Here is a 23,089-nt window from a genome sequence, read left to right as displayed (position 1 = left end):
GTGCACGCACCCCGCACCCCCAGCCGACACCCCTCGCGGCCGGGCTCGCCGGAGCCGAAACCCTGAGGAGGGCCTGACCCGTGAACCCCACCGCTCTGCAGTACCTCCTCGCGGCGGTCGTCGTCCTCCCCCTGCTGGGTGCGGTCGCCGCCCTGCTCCCCGCGCCCCCCGGCCTCAAGGGCCGTAACCCCGACCAGGCGGTACTGCGCCACGGCGTGACCGCCACCGGCGTCGTGCTCGCCGCCGCCCTCGCGCTGGCCGTCGGCTTCGACCACGACCACCCGGCCCGTATGCAGGCCACCACCGACATCAGCTGGATCCCGGCGCTGGACATCCGCATCCACCTCGGCGTCGACGGCATCTCGCTCCCCCTTGTCGTGCTGACCGCGCTGCTGACCTTCCTCTGCGCGCTCTACAGCTACTTCCACATGCCAACGGGCCCGTCTCCCAAGGCATTTGTGGCCCTGCTGCTCACCCTTGAGGCCGGCACCCTCGCCACCTTCGCCGTCCTCGACCTGATGCTGTTCTTCCTCGCCTTCGAGATGGTCCTCATCCCGATGTACTTCCTCATCGCCCGCTGGGGCGGCGCGGGGAAGCAGGCGGCGGCCTGGAAGTTCATCCTCTACACGCTGCTCGGCTCCGTCGTGATGCTGCTCGGTCTCCTCCTCATCGGCGTGAAATCCGGCACGTTCGACATGGTGGCACTCGCCACTGACAACGGCCCGAAAGCCCAGCTCAGCCACACGGTTCAGCTGCTCGCCCTGCTCGCCATCGGCATCGGACTTGCCGTCAAGTCCCCGATGTGGCCGCTGCACAGCTGGCTGCCCGACGCGCACACCGCCGCCCCCACCGTCGGCTCGGTGCTCCTCGCGGGCGTCCTGCTGAAGATGGGCACCTACGGGTTCGTGCGGATCGCGTTGCCCATCACGCCCGAGGGCATGCACACCTTCGCGCCGTACCTCGCCGCGCTGGCCGCCGTCGGCATCATCTACGGTTCGCTCGCCTGCCTCGCCCTCGTACGCAAGGGCGCCAAGGGCGACCTCAAGCGCCTGATCGCCTACAGCTCCGTCGGCCACATGGGCTTCGTGCTGCTCGGCATCGCCAGCATGACCCCGACCGGCGTCAACGGCGCGCTGTTCGCCAACGTCGCCCACGGCCTGATCACCGGCCTGCTCTTCTTCCTCGTCGGCGCGCTCAAGGACCGCTACGGCAGCACCGACCTCGACACCCTTGCGGGCAGCACCGGCGCCGCCCTCTACGGCAAGGCCCCCCGCTTCGGCGGCCTGCTCGCCTTCGGGGCCGTCGCCTCGCTGGGCATCCCCGGACTGGCCGGTTTCTGGGGCGAGATGCTGGCGATGTTCGGCGCCTTCCGGCCGGCCGCCGGCCTCAGCCGCCCCGCCTTCCTGACGTTCATGGTGCTGGCCGGCCTCGGCACCCTGCTGACCGCCGCCTATCTGCTGCTCGTCGTCCGCCGTGTCTGCATGGGCGGCACCCCGGCGGTCGTGGAGGCCGTCCCCGCGGTCGAGGAAGGCACCGCCACGGCGGCCGAAGCGGTCACCGTGGCCCCGGCCGCACCGGCCCCCGTCATCCCCGACCTCGCGCGCTACGAGTACGCGTCCTGGACCCCCCTCGCCGTCCTCACCGTCCTCGCCGGACTGTGGCCCGCGGCCCTCCTCGGCCTCACCGACCCGGCCGTCCAGCAGCTCCTCGGAGGCGGTAAGTGATGAGCACGGTGACCTCGCTGGTCCAGTCCGTCGACTGGCTCGCCCTCGCGCCACCCACCATCGCCGCGGCCGTCGCCCTGGTGGTCCTCGTCGCCGACCTCTTCCTCCCGGCGGCCCGCAAGCCGCTGCTGGGGTGGCTCGCGACGGCGGGCCTCGCGCTCGCCGCGCTGTCCCTGCTGCCCCTCCTGAACGGCGACCGCCGCACCTTCTGCCTCCCGGCCCACCCGGACGTGTGCAGTTATGCGGCCGACCCGTTCGCCCTGGTCATCCAGTTCCTGGTGCTCGGAGGGGCGCTGCTGACCGCCCTGCTGTCCATCGACACCCTCAAGGACCAGGACCTGCCCGCGGGCGAGTACTGGTTCCTGCTGCTCTCCTCGGCGTCCGGCGCCGCGCTGCTGCCCGCCTCCAGGGACCTCACCACCCTGGTCATCGCCCTCGAAGTCGCCTCACTGCCCGCCTTCGCCCTGGTCGGCATGCGGCGCGGCGACCGGCTCTCCTCCGAGGCCGCCCTCAAATTCTTCCTGTCCTCGGTGGCCGCCACCGCCGTGATGCTGCTCGGCGTGAGCTTCCTGTACGCGGCCACCGGCAGCCTGCACCTCTCCCGGGTGGCGCACACCCTCACCGACCTCCCCGACCCGCGGCTGGCCACCCTGGCGAGCGCCGGCGTCGCACTCACCCTCGTCGGCTTCGCCTTCAAGACCGCCGCCGCCCCGTTCCACTTCTGGGTGCCGGACACCTACGTCGGCGCGCCGCTCCCCATCGCGGGCTACCTCTCCGTGGTGGGCAAGGCCGTCGGCTTCTCCGGCCTGATCCTCGTCACGGTCCGGGGCTTCCCCTCGTACGCGAATGTCTGGGCCCCGGCACTGGCCGTCCTCGCCGCGCTCACCATGACCGTCGGCAATGTCGCGGCCCTGCGGCAGGACCCCCGCCGCGCGCACAGCGCCGTACGCCTGCTCGCCTGGTCCTCGGTGGGCCAGGCCGGCTACCTGCTGGTCCCGATCGCGGCGGCGGGCTACTCCCACGACCCGGCACACGCCATCGGCTCCACCGTCGCCTACGCCCTGATGTACGCCGCCGTGAATCTCGGCGCCTTCGCCGTCGCGGCCCTGGTGGCCCGTACCCGCCCCGACAACCGCCTCACCGACTACCGGGGCCTGTACGCCCGCCGCCCCCTGGCCGCGCTCGCTCTCGGCTTCTTCCTGCTCTGCCTCGCCGGTCTGCCGCCCGGCATCATCGGCCTGTTCGCCAAGGTCACGGTCTTCTCCGCAGCGGTCGACGCGGGACTGGCCTGGCTCGCCGTGATCATGGCCGTCAATGTCGTGATCGCGCTCTACTACTACCTGCAGTGGACCACGGTCCTCTTCCGGGGTGCCGAGGAAGCAGAGGGGACCGAGACCCCCGAGGCCGTACCCGCGGGGCACCCGGCCCCCGCCGCCGCGGTCCCGGCCCCCCTCGCCACCGCCATCACGCTCGCCGCCGTCCTCGGCATCGCCCTCTCCGGCGCTCCGCAGCTCGTCCTGCGCTTCGCCTCCGGGGCGCTGCTGTAGAGCGTGCCGTTGGGATCACCGCGGCCCCGGGGCGATCCGAACGGCACGCCCTGACGGCCGCCCGGCGCCGTACGAACCCTCACCGCCGCCCCTACCGCCCCACCGGGCTCCACCCCACTCGTACGGCGGCACGCCCCACCGGACGCGGCCGTGTGCCCCACCCGGACCGCCGCCCGTGCACAAGGGAACCAGGCTCCGTCATCTCGCGTTGACCAGTGAGTAAGGGTCCACTGGAGAGTGGAGAAACGCAGCACAGGGTTCCCCTGCCGCACCGCTTGGAGGGCGTACCGTGCACCGTCGGCACAACGGGCTCAGGACCGCCGTACTCCTCGGGGGACTGTCCGCCCTCATCATCGTCATCGGCAGCCTGTTCGGCCGTACGGGCCTGATCATCGCCGTCGTCGTGGCCCTGGGCACCAACGCCTACGCCTACTGGAACAGCGACAAACTGGCCCTGCGGGCGATGCGCGCCCGCCCGGTCAGCGAGTTCGAGGCGCCACAGCTCTACCGCATGGTCCGTGAGCTCTCCACCGCGGCCCGCCAGCCCATGCCGCGCCTGTACCTCTCCCCGACCCAGGCGCCCAACGCCTTCGCCACCGGCCGCAACCCCCGCAACGCCGCGGTCTGCTGCACCGACGGCATCCTCCAGCTGCTCGACGAACGCGAGCTGCGCGGCGTGATCGGCCATGAGCTCAGCCATGTCTACAACCGCGACATCCTGATCTCCTCCGTCGCGGGCGCGCTGGCCTCCGTCGTGATGTTCCTCGTCAACTTCGCCTGGCTGATCCCCCTGGGCCGTTCCGACGACGACGAGGGCCCCGGCCTCCTCGGCATGCTGCTGATCATGATCCTCGGGCCGGTCGCGGCCTCGGTCATCCAGCTCGCCGTCAGCCGCTCCCGCGAGTACGAGGCGGATGCCGCGGGCGCCCAGCTCACCGGCGACCCGCTGGCCCTGGCCGGCGCCCTGCGCAAGCTGGAGGCCGGAACCCGTCAGCTTCCGCTCCCGCCCGAGCCGCGCCTGGAAACCGCCGGCCACATGATGATCGCCAACCCGTTCCGGGGCGACGGCCTGTCCCGGCTGTTCTCCACCCACCCCCCGATGCGCGAGCGGATCGCCCGCCTCGAACAGATGGCGGGCCACCGCCCCTGACGCCTGCGGGACCGGTGGCCGTCATCGGGCGCCCGTCGCATCATGAACGCAACGATTCACCGGGCTCAGCGCGTCTAGCACGGCAGATACATTCTCCGCCGTGCCCGTGGAAGGCTGTTGATCATGAAGTTCATCCTTAACGTCCTCTGGCTGGTCCTCAGCGGCTTGTGGCTGGCGATCGGTTACGTCGTCGCGGGCATCATCTGCTGCATCCTGATCATCACGATCCCCTTCGGTATCGCGTCCTTCCGGATCGCGGGCTACGCCCTGTGGCCCTTCGGCCGTACGACCGTCGTGCGCGATGACTCCGGCGTCGGCTCGGCGATCGGCAATGTCATCTGGATCATCTTCGCGGGCTGGTGGCTGGCCCTGGGGCACATCATCACGGGCATCGCCCTGTGCGTGACGATCATCGGGATCCCCTTCGGCATCGCCAACTTCAAGATGATCCCGGTCTCCCTCATGCCCCTGGGCCGCGACATCGTCCCCACGGACGAGCCCTTCGCCGCCCGCTGACCGCCCGCCCGCCGGCCCCTCGTCCTCAGACCCGTACGAGCCCCCGAGGGGCCACATACCGCCGGAACCCGACCGGCTCGCCGTCCGGAAGGCGACGCGTACGACGCAGCCGGGCGCCTTCGGCTCCTCGTGGGGCAGCATGCTGCGATACAGCAGGAACCGGCCGGAACCGGAATTCCCGACGTCCCCCACACCGTCCAGCAGCGCCGCGTCCCACCCGCCGATCAGGACGGCACCGGCATCCGCCCGCCGGACCCGCGGAAACACATCGACGAGGAACCCGCCCCGGGTCCGGCAGCAGAACGGCCTTGCGCATCACGAGAAGTCGTCATGTCACGACCCTGCTATCTCAATCGAACTTGAGGTCAAGCACTCCATGGGGCCGCTCCGGTATCCCCGCCCCGACACACCGGTGGGGCGGCACGCCGAAGCGCGCCGCCCCATCCCGTGGCACCCGAAAGCCGGGCTGCTAGCGGTAGTTCACGAACTGCAGGGCGAAGTCCAGGTCCTTGCCCTTGAGCAGCTGCTGCACCGCCTGCAGGTCGTCCCGGCTCTTCGAGCTGACCCGCAGCTCGTCGCCCTGCACCTGTGCCTTGACGCCCTTCGGGCCCTCGTCACGGATGATCTTGGCGACCTTCTTGGCGTTGTCCTGCGAGATCCCCTCCTCGATCGAGGCGAAGATCTTGTACTCCTTGCCCGAGGCCTGCGGCTCGCCGGTGTCCAGCGCCTTCAGCGAGATCCCGCGCTTGACCAGCTTGGACTGGAAGATGTCGAGCACGGCCTTCACCCGCTCCTCGGCGTTGGCCCGCATCTCGATCTTCTCGCCCGACCACTCGATCGACGCGCCCACGCCCTTGAAGTCGTAGCGCTGCGAGATCTCCTTGGCGGCCTGGTTGAGGGCGTTGTCGACCTCCTGCCGCTCTACCTTCGAGACGATGTCGAAACTGGAGTCGGCCATGTTGAGTTGGCTCCTCGTACGTAGATCCGTCAGGGGCGCGGCCCTTCCCGGGCCGCCTGCCAAGCCTAGTCACCCGGCCAAGATCCAGCGCTCCCGAATCGAGTGGCGAACCACCCCCGGCCATCGGGTATGGTTTACGTCGTTGCCACGGAGCGCCGCCGCACAGCGGGTCTCCCGGCAGCAAACCCTGGCGGTGTGCCCGAGCGGCCAAAGGGAGCAGACTGTAAATCTGCCGGCTCAGCCTTCCCAGGTTCGAATCCTGGCGCCGCCACAGGTGGTGAAACGGCCCCCGATCTGCGGAAACGCGGATCGGGGGCCGTTTCCTTTCCGAGTGCTCCGAGTGCTCCGAGTGCTCCGAGTGGCCCGGCCGGTCACCTGTTGTCGACCTCACACCGCCTCCACCGGCCCGTAGCGGCGCCGCAACTGCCGAGGACGACGCCCACGGTGGAAGCCGGTCAGCAGCGAACGACGGGCCCCGGCCCGCACCGGCGGACCGGGGCCCGATGCCTTCGCACTCCCGGCGGACGCCCTACCCCCGCTGCGCCGCCGACACCGCCCGCACCGCATCCACCACCGGCACATCCCCGCCGATCAGCTCCAACGTCCGGCCGATGGTGGCCGGTTCATCGAGCAGCGCCATCAGGGTGGCCGCGACATCGTCGCGGGGGACCGCGTCGCGACCGGTCGCGTCGGCAAGCGTCACCCGGCCCGTGCCGGGGTCGTCCGTCAGCCTGCCGGGCCGCAGGATCGTCCAGTCCAGGCCGGCGCGGGCCCGTACGTCCGCGTCCGCGGCGCCCTTCGCCCGCAGGTACGCGGCGAAGACCGGGTCGGTGCCCTCGGGGATCTCACGGTCCGCGCCCATGGAAGAGACGACGAGGAAACGCCGTACCCCGGCGGCCTCGGCCGCGTCCGCGAAGAGTGCCGTCGCCCCGCGGTCCACCGAGTCCTTGCGTTCGATACCGCTGCCCGGTCCCGCACCCGCCGCGAAGACGGCCGCGTCGGCGCCCTCCATGTGCCGGGCGACGTCCTGCACCGACGCCGACTCCAGGTCGCAGACCACCGGCTCGGCTCCCGCGGCCAGCAGATCGCCGGCCTGTTCCGGCCGGCGGATGATGCCCGCGACCTCGTCCCCGCGCCCGGCGAGCAACCGCTCCAGCCGCAGCGCGATCTGACCATGTCCACCTGCGATGACAATGCGCATGATCCCGACCGTACGCCGAAGCGCCGTGGCGGAGCGCGGGACCGGCCGGGTGACGGTTGCTTCTCGCCGCCGTGGCTCAGCGCTGCGACTGCCGCGGCAGCTCCAGCGCCACCTCCGCCGCCGAGTCGCAGTACTCCCGCACCGCACTGGTACGGGCGACCACCCGCCCGCGGTGGATCACGATCCGGCTGTAGGCCAGCGAGAGCACCCCGGCGATCCGCTCGCCGCGCACCGCCAGCAGCTCCGCGGGGAAGCCCGCCTCGACGCGTACCTCCGGCAGGCCCAGCGTCGCCCGCGCCGCCGAACTCACCGTCTCGTACGCCGCCTCCGGCGTGGCCTCCCCCAGTGAGGCCAGGAGATAGGCGGCCTCCAGAGGGTCGCCGCGCCCCACCGGGTTCGCCACGTCCCGCAGCGCCCCGCTGCCCGCCGCCACCTGCACCCCGGCCGCCCGCAACAGCCGTACGGGCGCCGGCCGCGACACCCGCGAGCCGTACCGCTCCAGCCCCGTGCAGTCGCCCTGCGGCAGACAGATGACGGCGACCCCGGCGGCCGCCAGCTGCTCGGCGACCCGCGCCGCCACGCTCCGCGGCATCCGCGCCATCCCGGCGCACGGCCCGAGGGCGACGCCCGGCCGCAGCCCGCCGGACATCGCCGCGAACCGTGCCAGCCGCGCCGGATCGTCACCGTCGGTGTGCAGATCCACCGGACAGCCGTGCTCCCCGGCCAGCTCCAGGACCGTCTCGACATACCCGGCCGGGTCGGGGTCGAGATCCGGACAGCCGCCGATGACCGAGGCGCCCATCTTCACGGCATCCCGCAGCATCGCCAGCCCGTCCGCACCGGCCACCCCGGTCAGCACCCGCGGCACCGCGACCGCCGCCAGATCGGCCAGCCCGCGCAGCGACCTGCGGGCCTGCAGCACCGCCTCCAGCGAACGCAGGCCCTGTACGTCGCCGATCCGGACGTGACTGCGGGAAGCGGTGGCGCCGTGCCCCAGCTGCAGCAACGCTGCCTCGGTCGTCCGGCGCTGGACGTCCTCGGGGGAGCCGGAGGCAGGGCCGTCGGAGTCCGCCGTCAGAGCGGTGTCGCAGTGCGCATGCGGTTCGACGGGGGCGGGGAGCAGGAGGTAGCCGGCGAGGTCGACGCGGGCGCCCTGCGGGGCGAGGCTGCCGGCCGTTCCGACGGCTTCGATGCGTCCGCCGCCGAGCCGTACGTCCACCGTCCGGCCGTCGCCGAGCCGGGCACCGCACAGCACCAGCGCGCCGCTGTCCGACCTCGCGTAGTGGCCGGCGCCGCCGGGCTTTCCTGGCTGGGGCTGCGGCGAACTGCTGTCGGACATCGCGCTCCTCGAAGCCACCGGCGTGCAAGATCACGCAGCGTTCTTCCGAGCCTAGGGCGCTGCTGGGAGAGCTTCGCGCAGGCGCGAAATAGTCGTACCGGTGTGGTGCGCGAGGCCGTTGAGGCACGGCCCGGATACGGATTTCACGTTTGGCGGCGGGCCGTGTAATGTCTTCATCGCTCGCCCCAATAGCTCAGTCGGCAGAGCGTCTCCATGGTAAGGAGAAGGTCTACGGTTCGATTCCGTATTGGGGCTCTGATGTGTGAGGTACCTCGTCTTCGGGCGGGGGACTCTTGCATCACAGCGGTGTAGCTCAGTCGGTAGAGCAAGCGGCTCATAATCGCTGTGTCACCGGTTCAAGTCCGGTCACCGCTACTGACAGTAGCCGATTGTGGGGTCGGTCCTCCGATCGGCTACTCTTTTATGCGTTAATCCGACCACCCGTCCGTCCAAGGAGCACTCACGTGGCTGCCACCGACGTCCGCCCGAAGATCACGCTGGCCTGCGTGGAGTGCAAGGAGCGGAACTACATCACCAAGAAGAACCGGCGTAATGACCCGGACCGTCTTGAGATGAAGAAGCACTGCCCCCGCTGCAAGTCGCACACCGCGCACCGCGAGACGCGATAACACAGGCTCGTCCGTGAGGCCGTCCCCATTTGTGGGGGCGGCCTCACGGCGTTATCACCATCAGTACAGGGAGGTTGCGAGCCCATGGCGCTCGACCAGTCTTTTGTCGGACGCACGTACCCGCCCACCGACCCGTACGAGGTCGGCCGGGAAAAGATCCGCGAATTCGCCGAGGCGATCGGTGACACCAACCCCGCTTACACGGACGCCGATGCCGCCAAGGCACTCGGGCACTCCGATGTGATCGCGCCGCCGACCTTTGTCTTTGCGATCACCTTCAAGGCCGCGGGGCAGGTCATCGAGGATCCGCAACTGGGCCTGGACTACAGCCGGGTGGTGCACGGCGACCAGAAGTTCGCCTACACGCGGCCGGTGCGCAGCGGGGACCGGCTGAGCGTCACCTCCACCATCGAGGCCATCAGGACCATGGCGGGCAACGACATCATCGACATCCGCGGTGAGGTGCACGACGAGGCGGGCGAACATGTCGTGACCGCCTTCACCAAGCTGGTGGCCCGCGCCGCGAAGGAGGCCTGAGATGACCGCCAAGATTTCTTACGACGAGGTCGAGGTCGGTACGGAACTCCCGGCGCAGACCTTCCCCGTGAGCCGCGCCACGCTCGTCCAGTACGCGGGCGCCTCCGGCGACTTCAACCCGATCCACTGGAACGAGAAGTTCGCCAAGGAGGTCGGACTGCCGGACGTCATCGCCCACGGCATGTTCACCATGGCCGAGGCGATCCGTGTGGTCACCGACTGGGCCGGCGACCCCGGTGCGGTCGCCGAGTACGGCGTGCGCTTCACCAAGCCCGTCGTCGTGCCCAACGACGAGACCGGTGCCCTGATCGAGGTCAGCGCCAAGGTCGCCGCCAAGCTGGACGACGACGCCCGTACGGTCCGCGTCGACCTCACCGCGATGAGTGCGGGCCAGAAGGTGCTGGGCATGTCCCGCGCCGTGGTCCGCCTCGCCTGATCCGCTGCCGCCGGGGGCGGGCGGCCGAGGACAGCCGGATCGCCCCCGTACCCTTGGGCGCGTGCAGGAACTCCACGACGCCCCCCTCGCCCCGCTGACCACCTTCCGCCTCGGCGGCCCGGCCACCCGCCTCGTCACGGCCACCACCGACGACGAGGTGATCGCGGCGGTCCGCGCGGCCGACGAAGCCGGGACCCCGCTGCTGATCATCGGCGGCGGCAGCAATCTCGTCATCGGCGACAAGGGCTTCGACGGCACGGCCCTGCGCCTCGCCACCCGCGGCTTCGCGCTCGACGGCACGGACCTCACGCTCGCCGCCGGCGAGAACTGGTCCGAGGCGGTCGCCCGTACGGTCGAGGCCGGACTGGCCGGTGTGGAGTGCCTGGCCGGCATCCCCGGCTCGGCGGGCGCCACACCGATCCAGAACGTGGGTGCGTACGGCCAGGAGGTCTCCGCGACGATCACCGAGGTCGTCGCCTACGACCGCCGCACCGGCGAGACCGTCACGATCCCCAACGAGGAGTGCGGCTTCTCGTACCGTCACAGCCGCTTCAAGCAGCACCCGGACCGGTTCGTGGTGCTGAGGGTGCGCTTCGCCCTGGAGGACGCGGGAGGCCTCTCCGCGCCCCTGAAGTACGCCGAGACCGCCCGCGCCCTCGGCGTCGATGCCGGAGACCGGGTCCCGGCCGCCGTCGCCCGGGAGACCGTTCTGGCGCTGCGCGCCGGCAAGGGCATGGTGCTGGACGCCGAGGACCACGACACCTGGTCGGCCGGCTCCTTCTTCACCAATCCGATCCTCACCGAGGCCGAGCACGCCGCCTTCGTCCAGCGCGTCCAGGACCGCCTCGGCCCCGACGTCGCCCCGCCCGCCTTCCCGGCCGGCGAGGGCCTGGTGAAGACCTCCGCGGCCTGGCTCATCGACCGGGCCGGCTTCACCAAGGGCTACGGCAGTGGCCCGGCCCGCATCTCCACCAAGCACACCCTCGCGCTCACCAACCGCGGCAGGGCCACCACCGAGGACCTGCTCGCACTGGCCCGCGAGGTCCGCGACGGCGTCCATGCGGCCTTCGGCGTCACGCTCGTCAACGAGCCGGTCACGGTCGGCGTCAGCCTCTAGCGGGCCCCGTGGGCGCTACGCGGCCAGCCAGGCGTCGATCTCCGCCAGCAGCCGCTGCTGCTCGTCCTGCGGGGCGCGTGAGCCGCGGATCGACTGCCGGGCCAGTTCGGCCAGTTCGGCGTCCGTGAAGCCGTGTGCGGTGCGGGCGATCTCGTACTGCGCGGCCAGCCGCGCGCCGAACAGCAGCGGATCGTCCGCGCCCAGCGCCATCGGCACCCCCGCGTCGAAGAGCGTCCGCAGCGGCACGTCCTCCGGCTTCTCGTAGACCCCCAGCGCCACATTCGACGCCGGGCACACCTCGCAGGTCACCCCGCGCGAGGCCAGCCGGCGCAGCAGCACGGGGTCCTCCGCGGCCCGTACGCCGTGCCCCACCCGGCCGGCGTGCAGATCGTCCAGGCAGTCCCGGACGCTCGCCGGCCCCGACAGCTCACCGCCGTGCGGCGCCGCCAGCAGACCGCCCTCCCGGGCGATGGCGAAGGCGCGGTCGAAGTCCCGGGCGAAACCGCGGCGTTCGTCGTTGGACAGTCCGAAACCGATCACACCCTGGTCGGCGTAGCGCACCGCGAGACGCGCCAGTGTGCGGGCGTCCAGGGGGTGCTTCATGCGGTTCGCGGCGACCACGACGCGGATGCCGAGCCCGGTGTCACGGGAGGCGCCGTGCACCGCGTCCAGGATGATCTCCAGGGCCGGGATCAGCCCGCCCAGCCGCGGTGCGTACGAGGTCGGGTCGACCTGGATCTCCAGCCAGCGCGACCCGTCGCGGACGTCTTCCTCGGCGGCCTCGCGGACCAGCCGCCGGATGTCCTCGGGCTCCCGCAGACACGACCGAGCGATGTCGTACAGCCGCTGGAAGCGGAACCAGCCGCGCTCGTCCGTGGCCCGCAGCTTGGGCGGCTCCCCGCCCCGCAGGGCCTCCGGCAGGTGGACGCCGTACTTGTCGGCCAGTTCCAGCAGTGTCGCGGACCGCATCGACCCGGTGAAGTGCAGGTGCAGATGGGCCTTCGGCAAACGGCGCAGGTCTCGAATAGCGGCTCCGCCGCTGGCACGAACACTCTCCATCCCAAGATCTTGCCGCATCCGGGCGGCACGCGGGTAGGGCCTTTCCCGAAGGGGTGTCCGGGGGAACGCGCGAGCGGGCGCCCGGAAGGCTCCGGACGCCCGCTGCGCGACCACCTACGGAGCTCCGCAGGTGGCATTGATCACTTGGCCTCGGCCAGCAGCTTCTGGATGCGCGACACGCCCTCGACCAGGTCCTCATCGCCCAGCGCGTACGAAAGCCGCAGGTAGCCGGGGGTGCCGAAGGCCTCACCCGGGACGACGGCGACCTCCGCCTCCTCCAGGATCAGCTCGGCCAGCTCGACGCTGCTCTGCGGGCGCTTGCCGCGGATCTCCTTGCCCAGGATCTCCTTGACCGACGGGTACGCGTAGAACGCGCCCTCCGGCTCCGGGCACAGCACGCCGTCGATCTCGTTGAGCATCCGCACGATCGTCTTACGGCGCCGGTCGAAGGCGACCTTCATCTCCTCGACGGCCGTCAGATCGCCGGAAACCGCCGCGATGGCCGCGGCCTGCGAGACGTTGGACACGTTGGACGTGGCGTGCGACTGGAGGTTCGCGGCGGCCTTGATGACGTCCTTGGGGCCGATCGCCCAGCCCACCCGCCAGCCGGTCATCGCGTACGTCTTCGCCACGCCGTTGACGACGATGCACTTGTCGCGCAGCTCGGGCACGACCACCGGCAGCGACGAGAACTCGGCATCGCCGTAGACCAGGTGCTCGTAGATCTCGTCGGTCAGCACCCACAGGCCGTGCTCGGCGGCCCAGCGGCCGACCGCCTCGACCTGCTCGCGGGTGTAGACCGCACCGGTCGGGTTCGACGGCGACACGAAGAGCAGCACCTTGGTGCGGTCCGTACGGGCCGCCTCCAACTGCTCGACGTTCACGCGGTAGCCGGTGGTCTCGTCGGCGATCACATCGACCGGCACACCGCCCGCGAGCCGGATCGACTCGGGGTAGGTGGTCCAGTACGGGGCGGGGACGATGACCTCGTCACCCGGGTCGAGGATCGCCGCGAACGCCTCGTAGATGGCCTGCTTGCCGCCGTTCGTCACCAGGACGTTCGCGGCCTCGATCTCGTAGCCGGAGTCGCGCAGCGTCTTCGCGGCGATCGCGGTCTTCAGCTCGGGGAGGCCGCCGGCCGGGGTGTAGCGGTGGTACTTCGGGTTGCGGCAGGCCTCGATCGCCGCCTCGACGATGTAGTCGGGCGTGGGGAAGTCGGGCTCACCGGCACCGAAGCCGATCACCGGGCGCCCGGCGGCCTTGAGGGCCTTCGCCTTGGCGTCCACGGCGAGGGTCGCTGACTCGGAGATCGAACCGACCCGGGCCGAGACCCGGCGGTCGGTGGGGGACGATGCGGAAGGGGTTGCAGCGCTCATATATGCATCGTTGCAGACCTCTGACGAGCCCGGCACACGGGTTTGCGGGCACCACCCGGGAGGATCCTGTTCGACGCCCGGCTCCGAACCACGTACACTCGCTGACCGTTGGCTCCCAACAGGTCGCCGCGGCGCACGCACTTAGTGCAGTCGACCGCATGCGGTAGGTTGGGGGAACCACAAAGGGTCGTAGCTCAATTGGTAGAGCACTGGTCTCCAAAACCAGCGGTTGGGGGTTCAAGTCCCTCCGGCCCTGCTACACGCACTCTCCACCGCAGTGCGTGCACGCGTACGTATGAAATGCACCGCCGTGCGGCTCAACCGGGCGCGGCACGGCCACGACCCGGATTCAGGTGAGGACGAGTGACGGACGCCCTGGGCTCCATCGACATGCCTGAGCGCGGTCGTTCCGAGGACGAGACCGCGGAATCCCAGAAGAAGCCCCGCCGCGGCGGCAAGCGCGGCAAGAAGGGCCCCTTCGCCCGGCTCGCGCTCTTCTACCGCCAGGTTGTGGCGGAACTCCGCAAGGTCGTATGGCCCTCGCGTAGCCAGTTGTCGACGTACACCAGCGTGGTGATCGTCTTTGTTGTCATCATCATCGGTCTCGTAACCGTGATTGACTTGGGAATCAACCGAGTCGTCGGGTACGTCTTCGGCTGATCCCGCGGAGGGCGCCTCAGCGGGCGCCCCTTTCGCATGTTCAACCCCTTGAAGCCAGGAAGAAGCAGCCACCGTGTCTGACCCGAACCTGAACGACGCCGCCGACTCCGCCGAGACGGCAGCGGCCGACGTTGACGCGGCTGCCTCGGCCGAGGTCGAGGGCGACGACACCGCGCTTGAGATCGTCGAGGCCGCCGACGAGGTCGACGAGCTCGACGCCGAGGACGCTGCCGCCGACGAGCCCGCCGAGAAGGCCGCGGTGCACGTCGAAGAGGATGCCGAGGCCACGGCCGAGGTCGCCGAGGACGAGGAGCCGGAGCCGGTCGACCCGGTGACCGCCCTCCGCGATGAACTCCGCGGTCTCCCCGGTGAGTGGTACGTCATCCACACCTACGCGGGCTACGAGAACCGCGTGAAGACCAACCTTGAGCAGCGCGCCGTCTCGCTGAACGTCGAGGACTTCATCTTCCAGGCCGAGGTGCCGCAGGAAGAGGTCGCGCAGATCAAGAACGGCGAGCGCAAGACCATCCGCCAGAACAAGCTCCCGGGCTATGTGCTCGTGCGCATGGATCTGACGAACGAGTCCTGGGGCGTCGTCCGCAACACCCCCGGTGTCACCGGCTTCGTCGGCAACGCCTACGACCCCTACCCGCTGACGCTGGACGAGATCGTCAAGATGCTCGCCCCGGAGGCCGAGGAGAAGGCCGCCAAGGAGGCCGCCGCGGCCGAGGGCAAGCCGGCGCCGTCCCGCAAGGTCGAGGTCCAGGTGCTGGACTTCGAGGTGGGCGACTCCGTCACCGTCACCGACGGTCCGTTCGCGACGCTGCAGGCGACGATCAACGAGATCAACGCCGACTCGAAGAAGGTCAAGGGCCTCGTCGAGATCTTCGGCCGCGAGACCCCGGTCGAGCTCAGCTTCGACCAGATCCAGAAGAACTAGGTTCTTCCGGACCACCAGCCAAACCGACCAGGTCAGACGGGCTCACAGCCGGTCTGACCTGCTCGGTTTTTGGCCGCGCGACGATACCCGTTATCGTGGTGCGGTATGCCTCCATCCGGATGACCGGATGGCTCGGCGAAAAACCTCTCACTAGGACCCGGAGAGAGCATGCCTCCCAAGAAGAAGAAGGTCACGGGGCTTATCAAGCTCCAGATCAGCGCCGGCGCCGCAAACCCGGCTCCGCCGGTCGGCCCCGCGCTGGGTCAGCACGGCGTCAACATCATGGAGTTCTGCAAGGCCTACAACGCCGCGACCGAGTCGCAGCGTGGCATGGTCGTGCCGGTGGAGATCACGGTCTACGAGGACCGTTCCTTCACCTTCATCACCAAGACCCCGCCGGCCGCGAAGCTCATCCTGAAGGCCGCGGGCGTGGAGAAGGGCTCCGGCGAGCCGCACAAGACCAAGGTCGCCAAGATCAGCCGCGACCAGGTCCGCGACATCGCCACCACCAAGATGCCCGACCTGAACGCCAACGACCTGGACGCCGCCGAGAAGATCATCGCCGGCACCGCCCGTTCCATGGGCATCACGGTCGAGGGCTGATCCTCAGCCCCTCTGGCACCACCCGTGGCAGGACCAGGCGCTGGTCCGCACCACGACTCCACCCACTGCATCAGGAGCAGAAGTGAAGCGCAGCAAGACTCTTCGCACCGCGGACGCGAAGATCGACCGGGAGCGCGTGTACGCCCCGCTCGAGGCCGTCCGTCTCGCCAAGGACACCACCTCCGTCAAGTTCGACGCGACCGTCGAGGTCGCCATGCGTCTGGGTGTCGACCCGCGCAAGGCCGACCAGATGGTCCGTGGCACCGTGAACCTCCCGCACGGCACCGGTAAGACCGCCCGGGTCCTGGTCTTCGCGACCGGTGACCGTGCTGCGGCCGCGGAAGCCGCCGGCGCCGACATCATCGGCTCGGACGAACTGATCGACGAGGTCTCCAAGGGCCGTCTGGACTTCGACGCCGTCGTCGCCACCCCGGACCTCATGGGCAAGGTCGGCCGCCTCGGCCGCGTGCTCGGTCCGCGTGGTCTGATGCCGAACCCGAAGACCGGCACCGTCACCCCGGATGTCGCCAAGGCTGTCACCGACATCAAGGGCGGCAAGATCGAGTTCCGCGTGGACAAGCACGCGAACCTCCACTTCATCATCGGCAAGGTCTCCTTCGACGAGACCAAGCTGGTGGAGAACTACGCCGCGGCGCTCGAGGAGATCAACCGCCTCAAGCCGTCCGCCGCCAAGGGCCGCTACATCAAGAAGGCGACCATCACCACCACGATGGGCCCCGGCATCCCGCTGGACGCCAACCGCACCCGCAACCTCCTCGCCGAGGACGAGGCCGTCTGATCTCCCTGATCGACGCCTCGTAGCGCGTGATTCATGCGTCAGGCCCCGTCTCTCCCCTGTGGAGAGACGGGGCCTGACACATGTGCGGTCAGTGGTCTGCACTACAGTCGCCCCCGAGGTCCGTAGAAATGATTTAAGGGGGAGCCTCAAGTGCGTAGCACACGTATAGCCGCCGCCGTGGCGGGTGCCGTGATTCTGGTGGGCGGTCTGAGCGCCTGCAACAACAACGACGGCGGCAAGGCGTCCGGCGGCGGGAGCAGCAGCAGCGGCGGGAGCAGCGATGCGGGCGGGAAGCAGGACCCGGCGCAGAACCCGGCGGACGCACTGAAGGCTGCCCAGCAGGCGACCGAGGGCAAGAAGACCGCGAAGATCGACGGCTCCACGACCACGACCCTTGCCGGCAAGCAGGTGAAGCAGTCCACCAAGGGCGGGCTGGACTGGACGCAGGGCATGCGGATGAACGTGGCGAACACCATGGACGCCGGGGGGAGCCCCGGTAAGCCGATCAAGGCCATCTACACCGCGGACGCCGTGTACATGAACATGGGCGCCGCCATGCCGGGTGGCGGCGGCAAGCCCTGGACGAAGTACTCGTACTCCCTCCTCTCGAAGAAGCTGGGCGGCTCGGGCACCCTGTTCCAGGAAGCGCTGCAGAACGCCAACCCGAGCCAGCCGATCGAGCTGCTGGCCGCCTCCGGCTCGGCCAAGGCCGTCGGCAAGGAGAACGTCAACGGCGTCCAGGCGACGCACTACACCGGCACCATCACGCTGGACCAGCTGAGCGGCAAGCTCGGCAAGGACCTCCGCGACATGATCCGCAAGCAGTTCGAGAAGGGCGGCGCGAAGAGCGAGCAGCTCGACGTCTGGATCGACTCGAACAACCTGCTGGTCAAGAAGAGGGAGAAGCTCGGCGGCAAGCAGCCCAGCGACTCCACCGCGCTCTACACGGACTACGGCACCAAGGTCGACGTGGCCCCGCCGCCGGCGAGCCAGACGGCGACCGCGCCCGGCGCCTGACCGGTACCGCGCACGGATGACGGCGTGGGCGGGGGCTTTCCGATGTCCCCGCCCACGCCGATTTGCCTGACTGCATCCTGCTCCCGTATCTTTTCCCAGAAGCCAAAGACCGCTGGTTGTCTCTGCGCGTCCGGTCCCGGACGTGTGGTGGCCGAAGGATCCGCTAGCTGCGGACGGCCTGCGCAGGTGTGTATGGATGAACTCCCGGACGGATTCCGCTCGGTCGAGTACGCCCCGTGCGCCTGCGCCGGGGCGTTTGTTTTGCCCAGCCCCTTCTGCGCGGTCCTCATCACCCGGAAGGAGGCCGAGGCTCATGGCGACGTCTGACAAGAACGCAGCCGTTGCGGAGATCACTGAGAAGCTCCGTGACTCCCACGCAGCTGTTGTGACTTCTTACACCGGACTGACTGTGGCGCAGCTCAAGGAGCTGCGTCGTTCTCTCGGCGAGAACGCTCAGTACCGTGTGGTGAAGAACACGCTGACCAAGATCGCGGCCAAGGAGGCCGGGATTCAGCTGGACGAGCACCTCAAGGGCTCGACCGCTGTTGCCTTCGTGACCGGTGACCCGGTCACGGCGGCGAAGGGTCTTCGTGACTTCGCCAAGGAAAACCCCGCTCTCGTCATCAAGGGCGGTGTCCTTGACGGCAAGGCGCTGTCCGCCGACGAGATCAAGAAGCTTGCGGACCTCGAGTCCCGTGAGGTTCTGCTCGCCAAGCTGGCGGGTGGCATGAAGGCGTCCATGGTCAAGGCCGCGGCGACCTTCCAGGCCCCCCTCACGAAGTTCGCCCGCACCGCGGACGCGCTTCGCAGCAAGGTCGAGCAGGGCGGTGCCGGTACGCCGGCTCCCGCCGAGGCTGCCGAGTAATCACTCGGACGCCCAGCGGGCCCGTAGTACGCCCGCCAGACATGTACATCCGGCACCAGCCGAATTAGTGGAAGGACCGCCACCATGGCGAAGCTCAGCCAGGAAGACCTGCTCGCGCAGTTCGAGGGCATGACCCTCATCGAGCTCTCCGAGTTCGTGAAGGCGTTCGAGGACAAGTTCGACGTCGAGGCTGCCGCCCCCGTCGCCGTTGCCGCCGCCGGCGCCCCGGGCGCCCCGGCCGCCGCCGAGGTCGAGGAGCAGGACGAGTTCGACGTCATCCTCACCGGTGCGGGCGACAAGAAGATCCAGGTCATCAAGGTCGTGCGTGAGCTGACCTCCCTGGGCCTGAAGGAGGCCAAGGACCTCGTCGACGGCACCCCGAAGCCGGTCCTCGAGAAGGTCGCCAAGGACGCCGCGGAGAAGGCTGCCGAGTCCCTCAAGGGCGCCGGCGCCTCCGTCGAGGTCAAGTGACCCCACTGAGTCTCTGACTCACGTCCACGGCGCCTGAGGCGCTTCGGACACCAGCCAAGGGCGATCACCCATGCGGGTGGTCGCCCTTCGGCGTGCTCGTCACGGCTGCATTGTCTCGCGCCTGCGTGCGAGTATGGTGATCATCGTTGCCCGGACGTGCCCCCATGTGACGATCTCCCAGAGGTGGGGGGCCTTGACGAACCGGACGCGGCGCGCAATTCTCGGGACGCGACGCAGAAGCGATCCAGGGTTCGAGGCATGGATCGTCGGCGAAGAGGGAAGCATCGGTGTGCGCCACTGGCGCAGGGCTTTCGGCAGGCGCAGGGCAATGGGCGTAGAGAAGAACAACGAGGAGCTCCTCCGGCGCGGAGGACATGACCTCCCGGAGGGAGAAGATCGGTATCACGCTGCTGAACCGGTCTCCGGAAACTCGCTCTGGACATCAGTGTGCCAAGTGGCTACACTGACCCTTTGCGCTGCCTGTTAGCTGCTCCCTGCCCGTCACCAGGGGCATACCCGAGCCCGAGCAAAGCTGAATGAACCGCCCTGATCTGGGCTTTCCCTCAGTCTGCTCGATTCGGGACCGGTACGCGCGTAGTGAGTCCGAGCCCTCGGAAGGACCCCCTCTTGGCCGCCTCGCGCAACGCCTCGACTGCCAATACGAACAACGGCGACAGCACCGCCCCGCTGCGCATCTCTTTTGCGAAGATCAAGGAGCCCCTCGGGGTTCCGAACCTCCTTGCGCTGCAGACCGAAAGCTTCGACTGGCTGCTCGGCAATGCCGCATGGAAGGGTCGCGTCGAGGCTGCGCTGGAGAGTGGGCAGGAAGTCCCCACCAAGTCCGGTCTTGAAGAGATCTTCGAAGAGATCTCCCCGATCGAAGACTTCTCCGGGTCGATGTCGCTGACGTTCCGCGACCACCGCTTCGAGCCCCCGAAGAACTCCATCGACGAGTGCAAGGAGCGCGACTTCACGTACGCGGCTCCGCTCTTCGTCACCGCGGAGTTCACGAACAACGAGACCGGCGAGATCAAGTCCCAGACGGTCTTCATGGGCGACTTCCCGCTCATGACGAACAAGGGCACCTTCTGCATCAACGGCACCGAGCGTGTCGTCGTCTCGCAGCTGGTCCGCTCGCCGGGCGTGTACTTCGACAGCTCCATCGACAAGACGTCCGACAAGGACATCTTCTCGGCCAAGATCATCCCGTCCCGGGGTGCCTGGCTGGAGATGGAGATCGACAAGCGCGACATGGTCGGTGTGCGCATCGACCGCAAGCGCAAGCAGTCCGTGACCGTTCTGCTCAAGGCTCTCGGTTGGACGACCGAGCAGATCCTCGAGGAGTTCGGCGAGTACGAGTCCATGCGCGCCACCCTGGAGAAGGACCACACCCAGGGCCAGGACGACGCGCTGCTCGACATCTACCGCAAGCTGCGTCCGGGCGAGCCGCCGACCCGTGAGGCCGCGCAGACGCTGCTCGAGAACCTGTACTTCAACCCCAAGCGCTACGACCTCGCCAAGGTCGGCCGCTACAAGGTCAACAAGAAGCTCGGCGGCGACGAGCCGCTCGACGCCGGCGTGCTGACCACCGATGACGTCATCGCGACGATCAAGTACCTGGTCAAGCTGCACGCGGGCGAGACCGAGACGATGGGCGAGTCCGGTCGTTCGATCGTCGTCGAGACCGACGACATCGACCACTTCGGCAACCGTCGTCTGCGCAACGTCGGCGAGCTCATCCAGAACCAGGTCCGCACGGGTCTGGCTCGTATGGAGCGCGTCGTGCGTGAGCGCATGACCACCCAGGACGTCGAGGCGATCACGCCGCAGACCCTGATCAACATCCGGCCGGTCGTCGCCTCCATCAAGGAGTTCTTCGGCACCAGCCAGCTGTCCCAGTTCATGGACCAGACCAACCCGCTGTCGGGTCTGACCCACAAGCGTCGCCTGTCGGCGCTCGGCCCGGGTGGTCTCTCCCGTGAGCGGGCCGGCCTGGACGTCCGTGACGTGCACCCCTCGCACTACGGCCGTATGTGCCCGATCGAGACCCCTGAAGGTCCCAACATCGGTCTGATCGGCTCGCTGGCCTCCTACGGCCGGGTCAATGTCTTCGGCTTCATCGAGACGCCCTACCGCAAGGTCGTCGACGGCCAGGTCACCGAGGAGGTGGACTACCTCACCGCTGATGAGGAGGACCGCTTCCTGATCGCCCAGGCCAACGCGAAGCTCTCCGAGGACATGCGGTTCTCCGAGCAGCGTGTCCTGGTCCGCCGCCGTGGTGGCGAGGTCGACCTGGTCCCGGCCGACGAGGTCGACTTCATGGACGTCTCGCCGCGCCAGATGGTGTCGGCCGCGACCGCCATGATCCCGTTCCTCGAGCACGACGACGCCAACCGTGCGCTCATGGGATCGAACATGATGCGCCAGGCCGTTCCGCTGATCAAGGCGGAGGCGCCGCTGGTCGGCACCGGCATGGAGTACCGCTGTGCGGTCGACGCCGGTGACGTCATCAAGGCGGAGAAGGACGGTGTGGTCCAGGAAGTCTCCGCGGACTACATCACCGTCGCCAACGACGACGGCACGTACACCACGTACCGCGTCGCCAAGTTCACCCGCTCCAACCAGGGCACCTCCTTCAACCAGAAGGTCGTCGTCGACGAGGGCGCGCGCGTCATCGAGGGCCAGGTCCTCGCCGACGGTCCGTCCACGGACGAAGGCGAGATGGCGCTCGGCAAGAACCTGCTCGTGGCGTTCATGCCGTGGGAGGGTCACAACTACGAGGACGCGATCATCCTGTCGCAGCGCCTCGTGCAGGACGACGTCCTCTCCTCGATCCACATCGAGGAGCACGAGGTCGACGCCCGTGACACCAAGCTCGGCCCCGAGGAGATCACCCGGGACATCCCGAACGTCTCCGAGGAGGTCCTCTCCGACCTCGACGAGCGCGGCATCATCCGTATCGGTGCCGAGGTCGTCGCCGGCGACATCCTCGTCGGCAAGGTCACGCCCAAGGGTGAGACCGAGCTGACCCCCGAGGAGCGCCTGCTCCGCGCGATCTTCGGTGAGAAGGCGCGCGAGGTGCGCGACACCTCGCTGAAGGTGCCGCACGGTGAGATCGGCAAGGTCATCGGCGTCCGCGTCTTCGACCGCGAAGAGGGCGACGAGCTGCCCCCGGGCGTGAACCAGCTGGTCCGCGTCTATGTCGCGCAGAAGCGTAAGATCACCGACGGTGACAAGCTCGCTGGCCGTCACGGCAACAAGGGCGTCATCTCGAAGATCCTGCCGGTCGAGGACATGCCGTTCCTGGAGGACGGCACCCCGGTCGACATCATCCTCAACCCGCTGGGTGTCCCGTCCCGAATGAACCCGGGACAGGTCCTGGAGATCCACCTCGGCTGGCTCGCCAGCCAGGGCTGGAAGGTCGAGGGTGCCGAGGAGGAGTGGAAGAAGCGTCTCCACTCGATCTCCGCCGACGAGGTCGCCCCCGGCTCCAACGTCGCCACCCCGGTGTTCGACGGTGCGCGCGAGGACGAGATCTCCGGCCTCTTCGAGTCGACGATCCCGAACCGTGACGGCGAGCGGATGGTCAAGGGTTCCGGCAAGGCGCGGATGTTCGACGGCCGCTCCGGTGAGCCGTTCCCGGACCCGATCTCGATCGGGTACATGTACATCCTCAAGCTCCACCACCTGGTCGACGACAAGCTCCACGCGCGTTCGACCGGTCCGTACTCCATGATCACCCAGCAGCCGCTGGGTGGTAAGGCTCAGTTCGGTGGCCAGCGGTTCGGCGAGATGGAGGTGTGGGCGCTGGAGGCTTACGGCGCCGCATACGCCCTCCAGGAGCTGCTGACGATCAAGTCCGACGACGTCACCGGCCGCGTGAAGGTCTACGAGGCCATCGTCAAGGGCGAGAACATCCCCGAGCCCGGCATTCCCGAGTCCTTCAAGGTGCTCATCAAGGAAATGCAGTCCCTGTGCCTCAACGTGGAGGTGCTGTCCTCGGACGGCATGTCCATCGAGATGCGCGACACCGACGAGGACGTCTTCCGCGCAGCGGAAGAGCTCGGCATCGACCTGTCCCGGCGCGAGCCGAGCAGCGTCGAAGAGGTCTGACGGGAGTCTGACGGAGCCCAGCCCGCTGGGTT

General features: G+C 69.0%; 21 protein-coding genes and 4 tRNA genes. 20 read left to right on the top strand and 5 right to left on the bottom strand.

Features of this window, described 5'->3' with window-relative positions; genetic code table 11:
* Window positions 1–80: 80 nt before the first annotated feature.
* The 4 genes from ACGFWI_RS15235 to ACGFWI_RS15220 all read left to right on the top strand — a co-directional run bounded on the left by ACGFWI_RS15235 (window position 81) and on the right by ACGFWI_RS15220 (window position 4,937).
* Entirely contained in the window at window positions 81–1,724 is a 1,644-nt protein-coding gene (locus ACGFWI_RS15235; RefSeq protein ID WP_393906404.1) for a NuoM family protein, read from the top strand.
* Window positions 1,724–3,271: an NADH-quinone oxidoreductase subunit N gene (locus ACGFWI_RS15230; RefSeq protein ID WP_393906403.1), complete on the top strand. Its 1,548-nt coding sequence runs from the start codon at window positions 1,724–1,726 to the stop codon at window positions 3,269–3,271. The genes ACGFWI_RS15235 and ACGFWI_RS15230 overlap by 1 nt, the downstream gene beginning before the upstream one ends.
* Window positions 3,272–3,560: 289 nt before the next feature.
* The gene (htpX, locus tag ACGFWI_RS15225; protein WP_393906402.1) at window positions 3,561–4,421 is read left to right on the top strand and encodes a zinc metalloprotease HtpX; all 861 of its coding nucleotides are present in this window, start codon (window positions 3,561–3,563) and stop codon (window positions 4,419–4,421) included.
* A gap of 123 nt (window positions 4,422–4,544) precedes the next feature.
* Entirely contained in the window at window positions 4,545–4,937 is a 393-nt protein-coding gene (locus tag ACGFWI_RS15220; RefSeq protein WP_393906401.1) for a YccF domain-containing protein, read from the top strand.
* Window positions 4,938–5,406: 469 nt separating this feature from the next.
* Here ACGFWI_RS15220 and ACGFWI_RS15215 read toward each other — a convergent pair whose 3' ends face one another.
* Window positions 5,407–5,895 carry a YajQ family cyclic di-GMP-binding protein gene (locus ACGFWI_RS15215; protein ID WP_127151683.1) on the bottom strand — a complete coding sequence of 163 codons (489 nt, stop codon included), beginning with the start codon at window positions 5,893–5,895 and terminating at the stop codon, window positions 5,407–5,409.
* Between the two features lie 189 nt (window positions 5,896–6,084).
* Between ACGFWI_RS15215 and ACGFWI_RS15210 the strand changes: the two genes are divergently transcribed.
* A tRNA-Tyr gene (locus ACGFWI_RS15210) sits at window positions 6,085–6,166 on the top strand.
* Window positions 6,167–6,424: 258 nt separating this feature from the next.
* On the opposite strand, the gene ACGFWI_RS15205 is transcribed toward ACGFWI_RS15210, so the two are convergent.
* Complete coding sequence (locus tag ACGFWI_RS15205) at window positions 6,425–7,096, bottom strand: NAD(P)H-binding protein (protein ID WP_393906400.1); 672 nt, start codon at window positions 7,094–7,096, stop codon at window positions 6,425–6,427.
* 76 nt (window positions 7,097–7,172) lie between these two features.
* Window positions 7,173–8,435 carry an amidohydrolase family protein gene (locus ACGFWI_RS15200; protein ID WP_393906399.1) on the bottom strand — a complete coding sequence of 421 codons (1,263 nt, stop codon included), beginning with the start codon at window positions 8,433–8,435 and terminating at the stop codon, window positions 7,173–7,175.
* A gap of 182 nt (window positions 8,436–8,617) precedes the next feature.
* Here ACGFWI_RS15200 and ACGFWI_RS15195 point away from each other — a divergent pair.
* The 6 genes from ACGFWI_RS15195 (at window position 8,618) to ACGFWI_RS15170 (ending at window position 11,154) form a co-directional block, all read left to right on the top strand.
* A tRNA-Thr gene (locus ACGFWI_RS15195) sits at window positions 8,618–8,690 on the top strand.
* A 47-nt stretch (window positions 8,691–8,737) separates the two neighbouring features.
* A tRNA-Met gene (locus ACGFWI_RS15190) sits at window positions 8,738–8,810 on the top strand.
* An 89-nt stretch (window positions 8,811–8,899) separates the two neighbouring features.
* Complete coding sequence (gene rpmG, locus ACGFWI_RS15185) at window positions 8,900–9,064, top strand: 50S ribosomal protein L33 (RefSeq protein ID WP_030986111.1); 165 nt, start codon at window positions 8,900–8,902, stop codon at window positions 9,062–9,064.
* Window positions 9,065–9,148: 84 nt separating this feature from the next.
* Entirely contained in the window at window positions 9,149–9,601 is a 453-nt protein-coding gene (locus ACGFWI_RS15180) for a MaoC family dehydratase N-terminal domain-containing protein (RefSeq protein WP_393906398.1), read from the top strand.
* Between the two features lies 1 nt (window position 9,602).
* On the top strand, window positions 9,603–10,037 hold the full coding sequence (locus ACGFWI_RS15175; protein WP_393906397.1) for a MaoC family dehydratase: 435 nt from the start codon (window positions 9,603–9,605) through the stop codon (window positions 10,035–10,037).
* Window positions 10,038–10,098: 61 nt separating this feature from the next.
* The gene (locus ACGFWI_RS15170) at window positions 10,099–11,154 is read left to right on the top strand and encodes a UDP-N-acetylmuramate dehydrogenase (RefSeq protein ID WP_393906396.1); all 1,056 of its coding nucleotides are present in this window, start codon (window positions 10,099–10,101) and stop codon (window positions 11,152–11,154) included.
* A gap of 15 nt (window positions 11,155–11,169) precedes the next feature.
* On the opposite strand, the gene ACGFWI_RS15165 is transcribed toward ACGFWI_RS15170, so the two are convergent.
* Complete coding sequence (locus ACGFWI_RS15165; RefSeq protein WP_393906395.1) at window positions 11,170–12,213, bottom strand: adenosine deaminase; 1,044 nt, start codon at window positions 12,211–12,213, stop codon at window positions 11,170–11,172.
* A gap of 140 nt (window positions 12,214–12,353) precedes the next feature.
* A complete protein-coding gene (locus ACGFWI_RS15160) occupies window positions 12,354–13,589 on the bottom strand; it encodes a pyridoxal phosphate-dependent aminotransferase (protein WP_393906394.1) in 1,236 nt (411 codons plus the stop codon).
* A gap of 183 nt (window positions 13,590–13,772) precedes the next feature.
* Here ACGFWI_RS15160 and ACGFWI_RS15155 point away from each other — a divergent pair.
* The 9 genes from ACGFWI_RS15155 to rpoB all read left to right on the top strand — a co-directional run bounded on the left by ACGFWI_RS15155 (window position 13,773) and on the right by rpoB (window position 23,057).
* Window positions 13,773–13,845 (top strand) — tRNA-Trp (locus ACGFWI_RS15155).
* A gap of 107 nt (window positions 13,846–13,952) precedes the next feature.
* A complete protein-coding gene (gene secE, locus ACGFWI_RS15150) occupies window positions 13,953–14,249 on the top strand; it encodes a preprotein translocase subunit SecE (protein ID WP_128507231.1) in 297 nt (98 codons plus the stop codon).
* 73 nt (window positions 14,250–14,322) lie between these two features.
* On the top strand, window positions 14,323–15,189 hold the full coding sequence (gene nusG / locus ACGFWI_RS15145) for a transcription termination/antitermination protein NusG (protein WP_393906393.1): 867 nt from the start codon (window positions 14,323–14,325) through the stop codon (window positions 15,187–15,189).
* Between the two features lie 168 nt (window positions 15,190–15,357).
* Window positions 15,358–15,792 (top strand): 50S ribosomal protein L11, encoded by a 435-nt coding sequence (gene rplK, locus ACGFWI_RS15140; RefSeq protein WP_030883153.1) that lies wholly within the window; start codon window positions 15,358–15,360, stop codon window positions 15,790–15,792.
* Between the two features lie 82 nt (window positions 15,793–15,874).
* The gene (gene rplA / locus ACGFWI_RS15135) at window positions 15,875–16,591 is read left to right on the top strand and encodes a 50S ribosomal protein L1 (protein WP_393906392.1); all 717 of its coding nucleotides are present in this window, start codon (window positions 15,875–15,877) and stop codon (window positions 16,589–16,591) included.
* A gap of 150 nt (window positions 16,592–16,741) precedes the next feature.
* The gene (locus tag ACGFWI_RS15130; RefSeq protein WP_393906391.1) at window positions 16,742–17,608 is read left to right on the top strand and encodes a hypothetical protein; all 867 of its coding nucleotides are present in this window, start codon (window positions 16,742–16,744) and stop codon (window positions 17,606–17,608) included.
* Window positions 17,609–17,921: 313 nt separating this feature from the next.
* On the top strand, window positions 17,922–18,473 hold the full coding sequence (gene rplJ, locus ACGFWI_RS15125; RefSeq protein ID WP_393906390.1) for a 50S ribosomal protein L10: 552 nt from the start codon (window positions 17,922–17,924) through the stop codon (window positions 18,471–18,473).
* An 84-nt stretch (window positions 18,474–18,557) separates the two neighbouring features.
* Window positions 18,558–18,944: a 50S ribosomal protein L7/L12 gene (gene rplL, locus ACGFWI_RS15120; RefSeq protein WP_393906389.1), complete on the top strand. Its 387-nt coding sequence runs from the start codon at window positions 18,558–18,560 to the stop codon at window positions 18,942–18,944.
* 627 nt (window positions 18,945–19,571) lie between these two features.
* Window positions 19,572–23,057, top strand: a complete 3,486-nt coding sequence (gene rpoB, locus ACGFWI_RS15115; protein WP_393906388.1) for a DNA-directed RNA polymerase subunit beta — start codon at window positions 19,572–19,574, stop codon at window positions 23,055–23,057.
* Window positions 23,058–23,089 lie beyond the last annotated feature (32 nt).

The sequence above is a fragment of the Streptomyces sp. NPDC048434 genome (assembly GCF_043200375.1).
In the GTDB taxonomy this organism is placed as follows: Bacteria; Actinomycetota; Actinomycetes; order Streptomycetales; family Streptomycetaceae; genus Streptomyces.
Note: the sequence above shows the minus strand (reverse complement) of the source record. Positions and strands in the feature narration are given on the sequence as shown.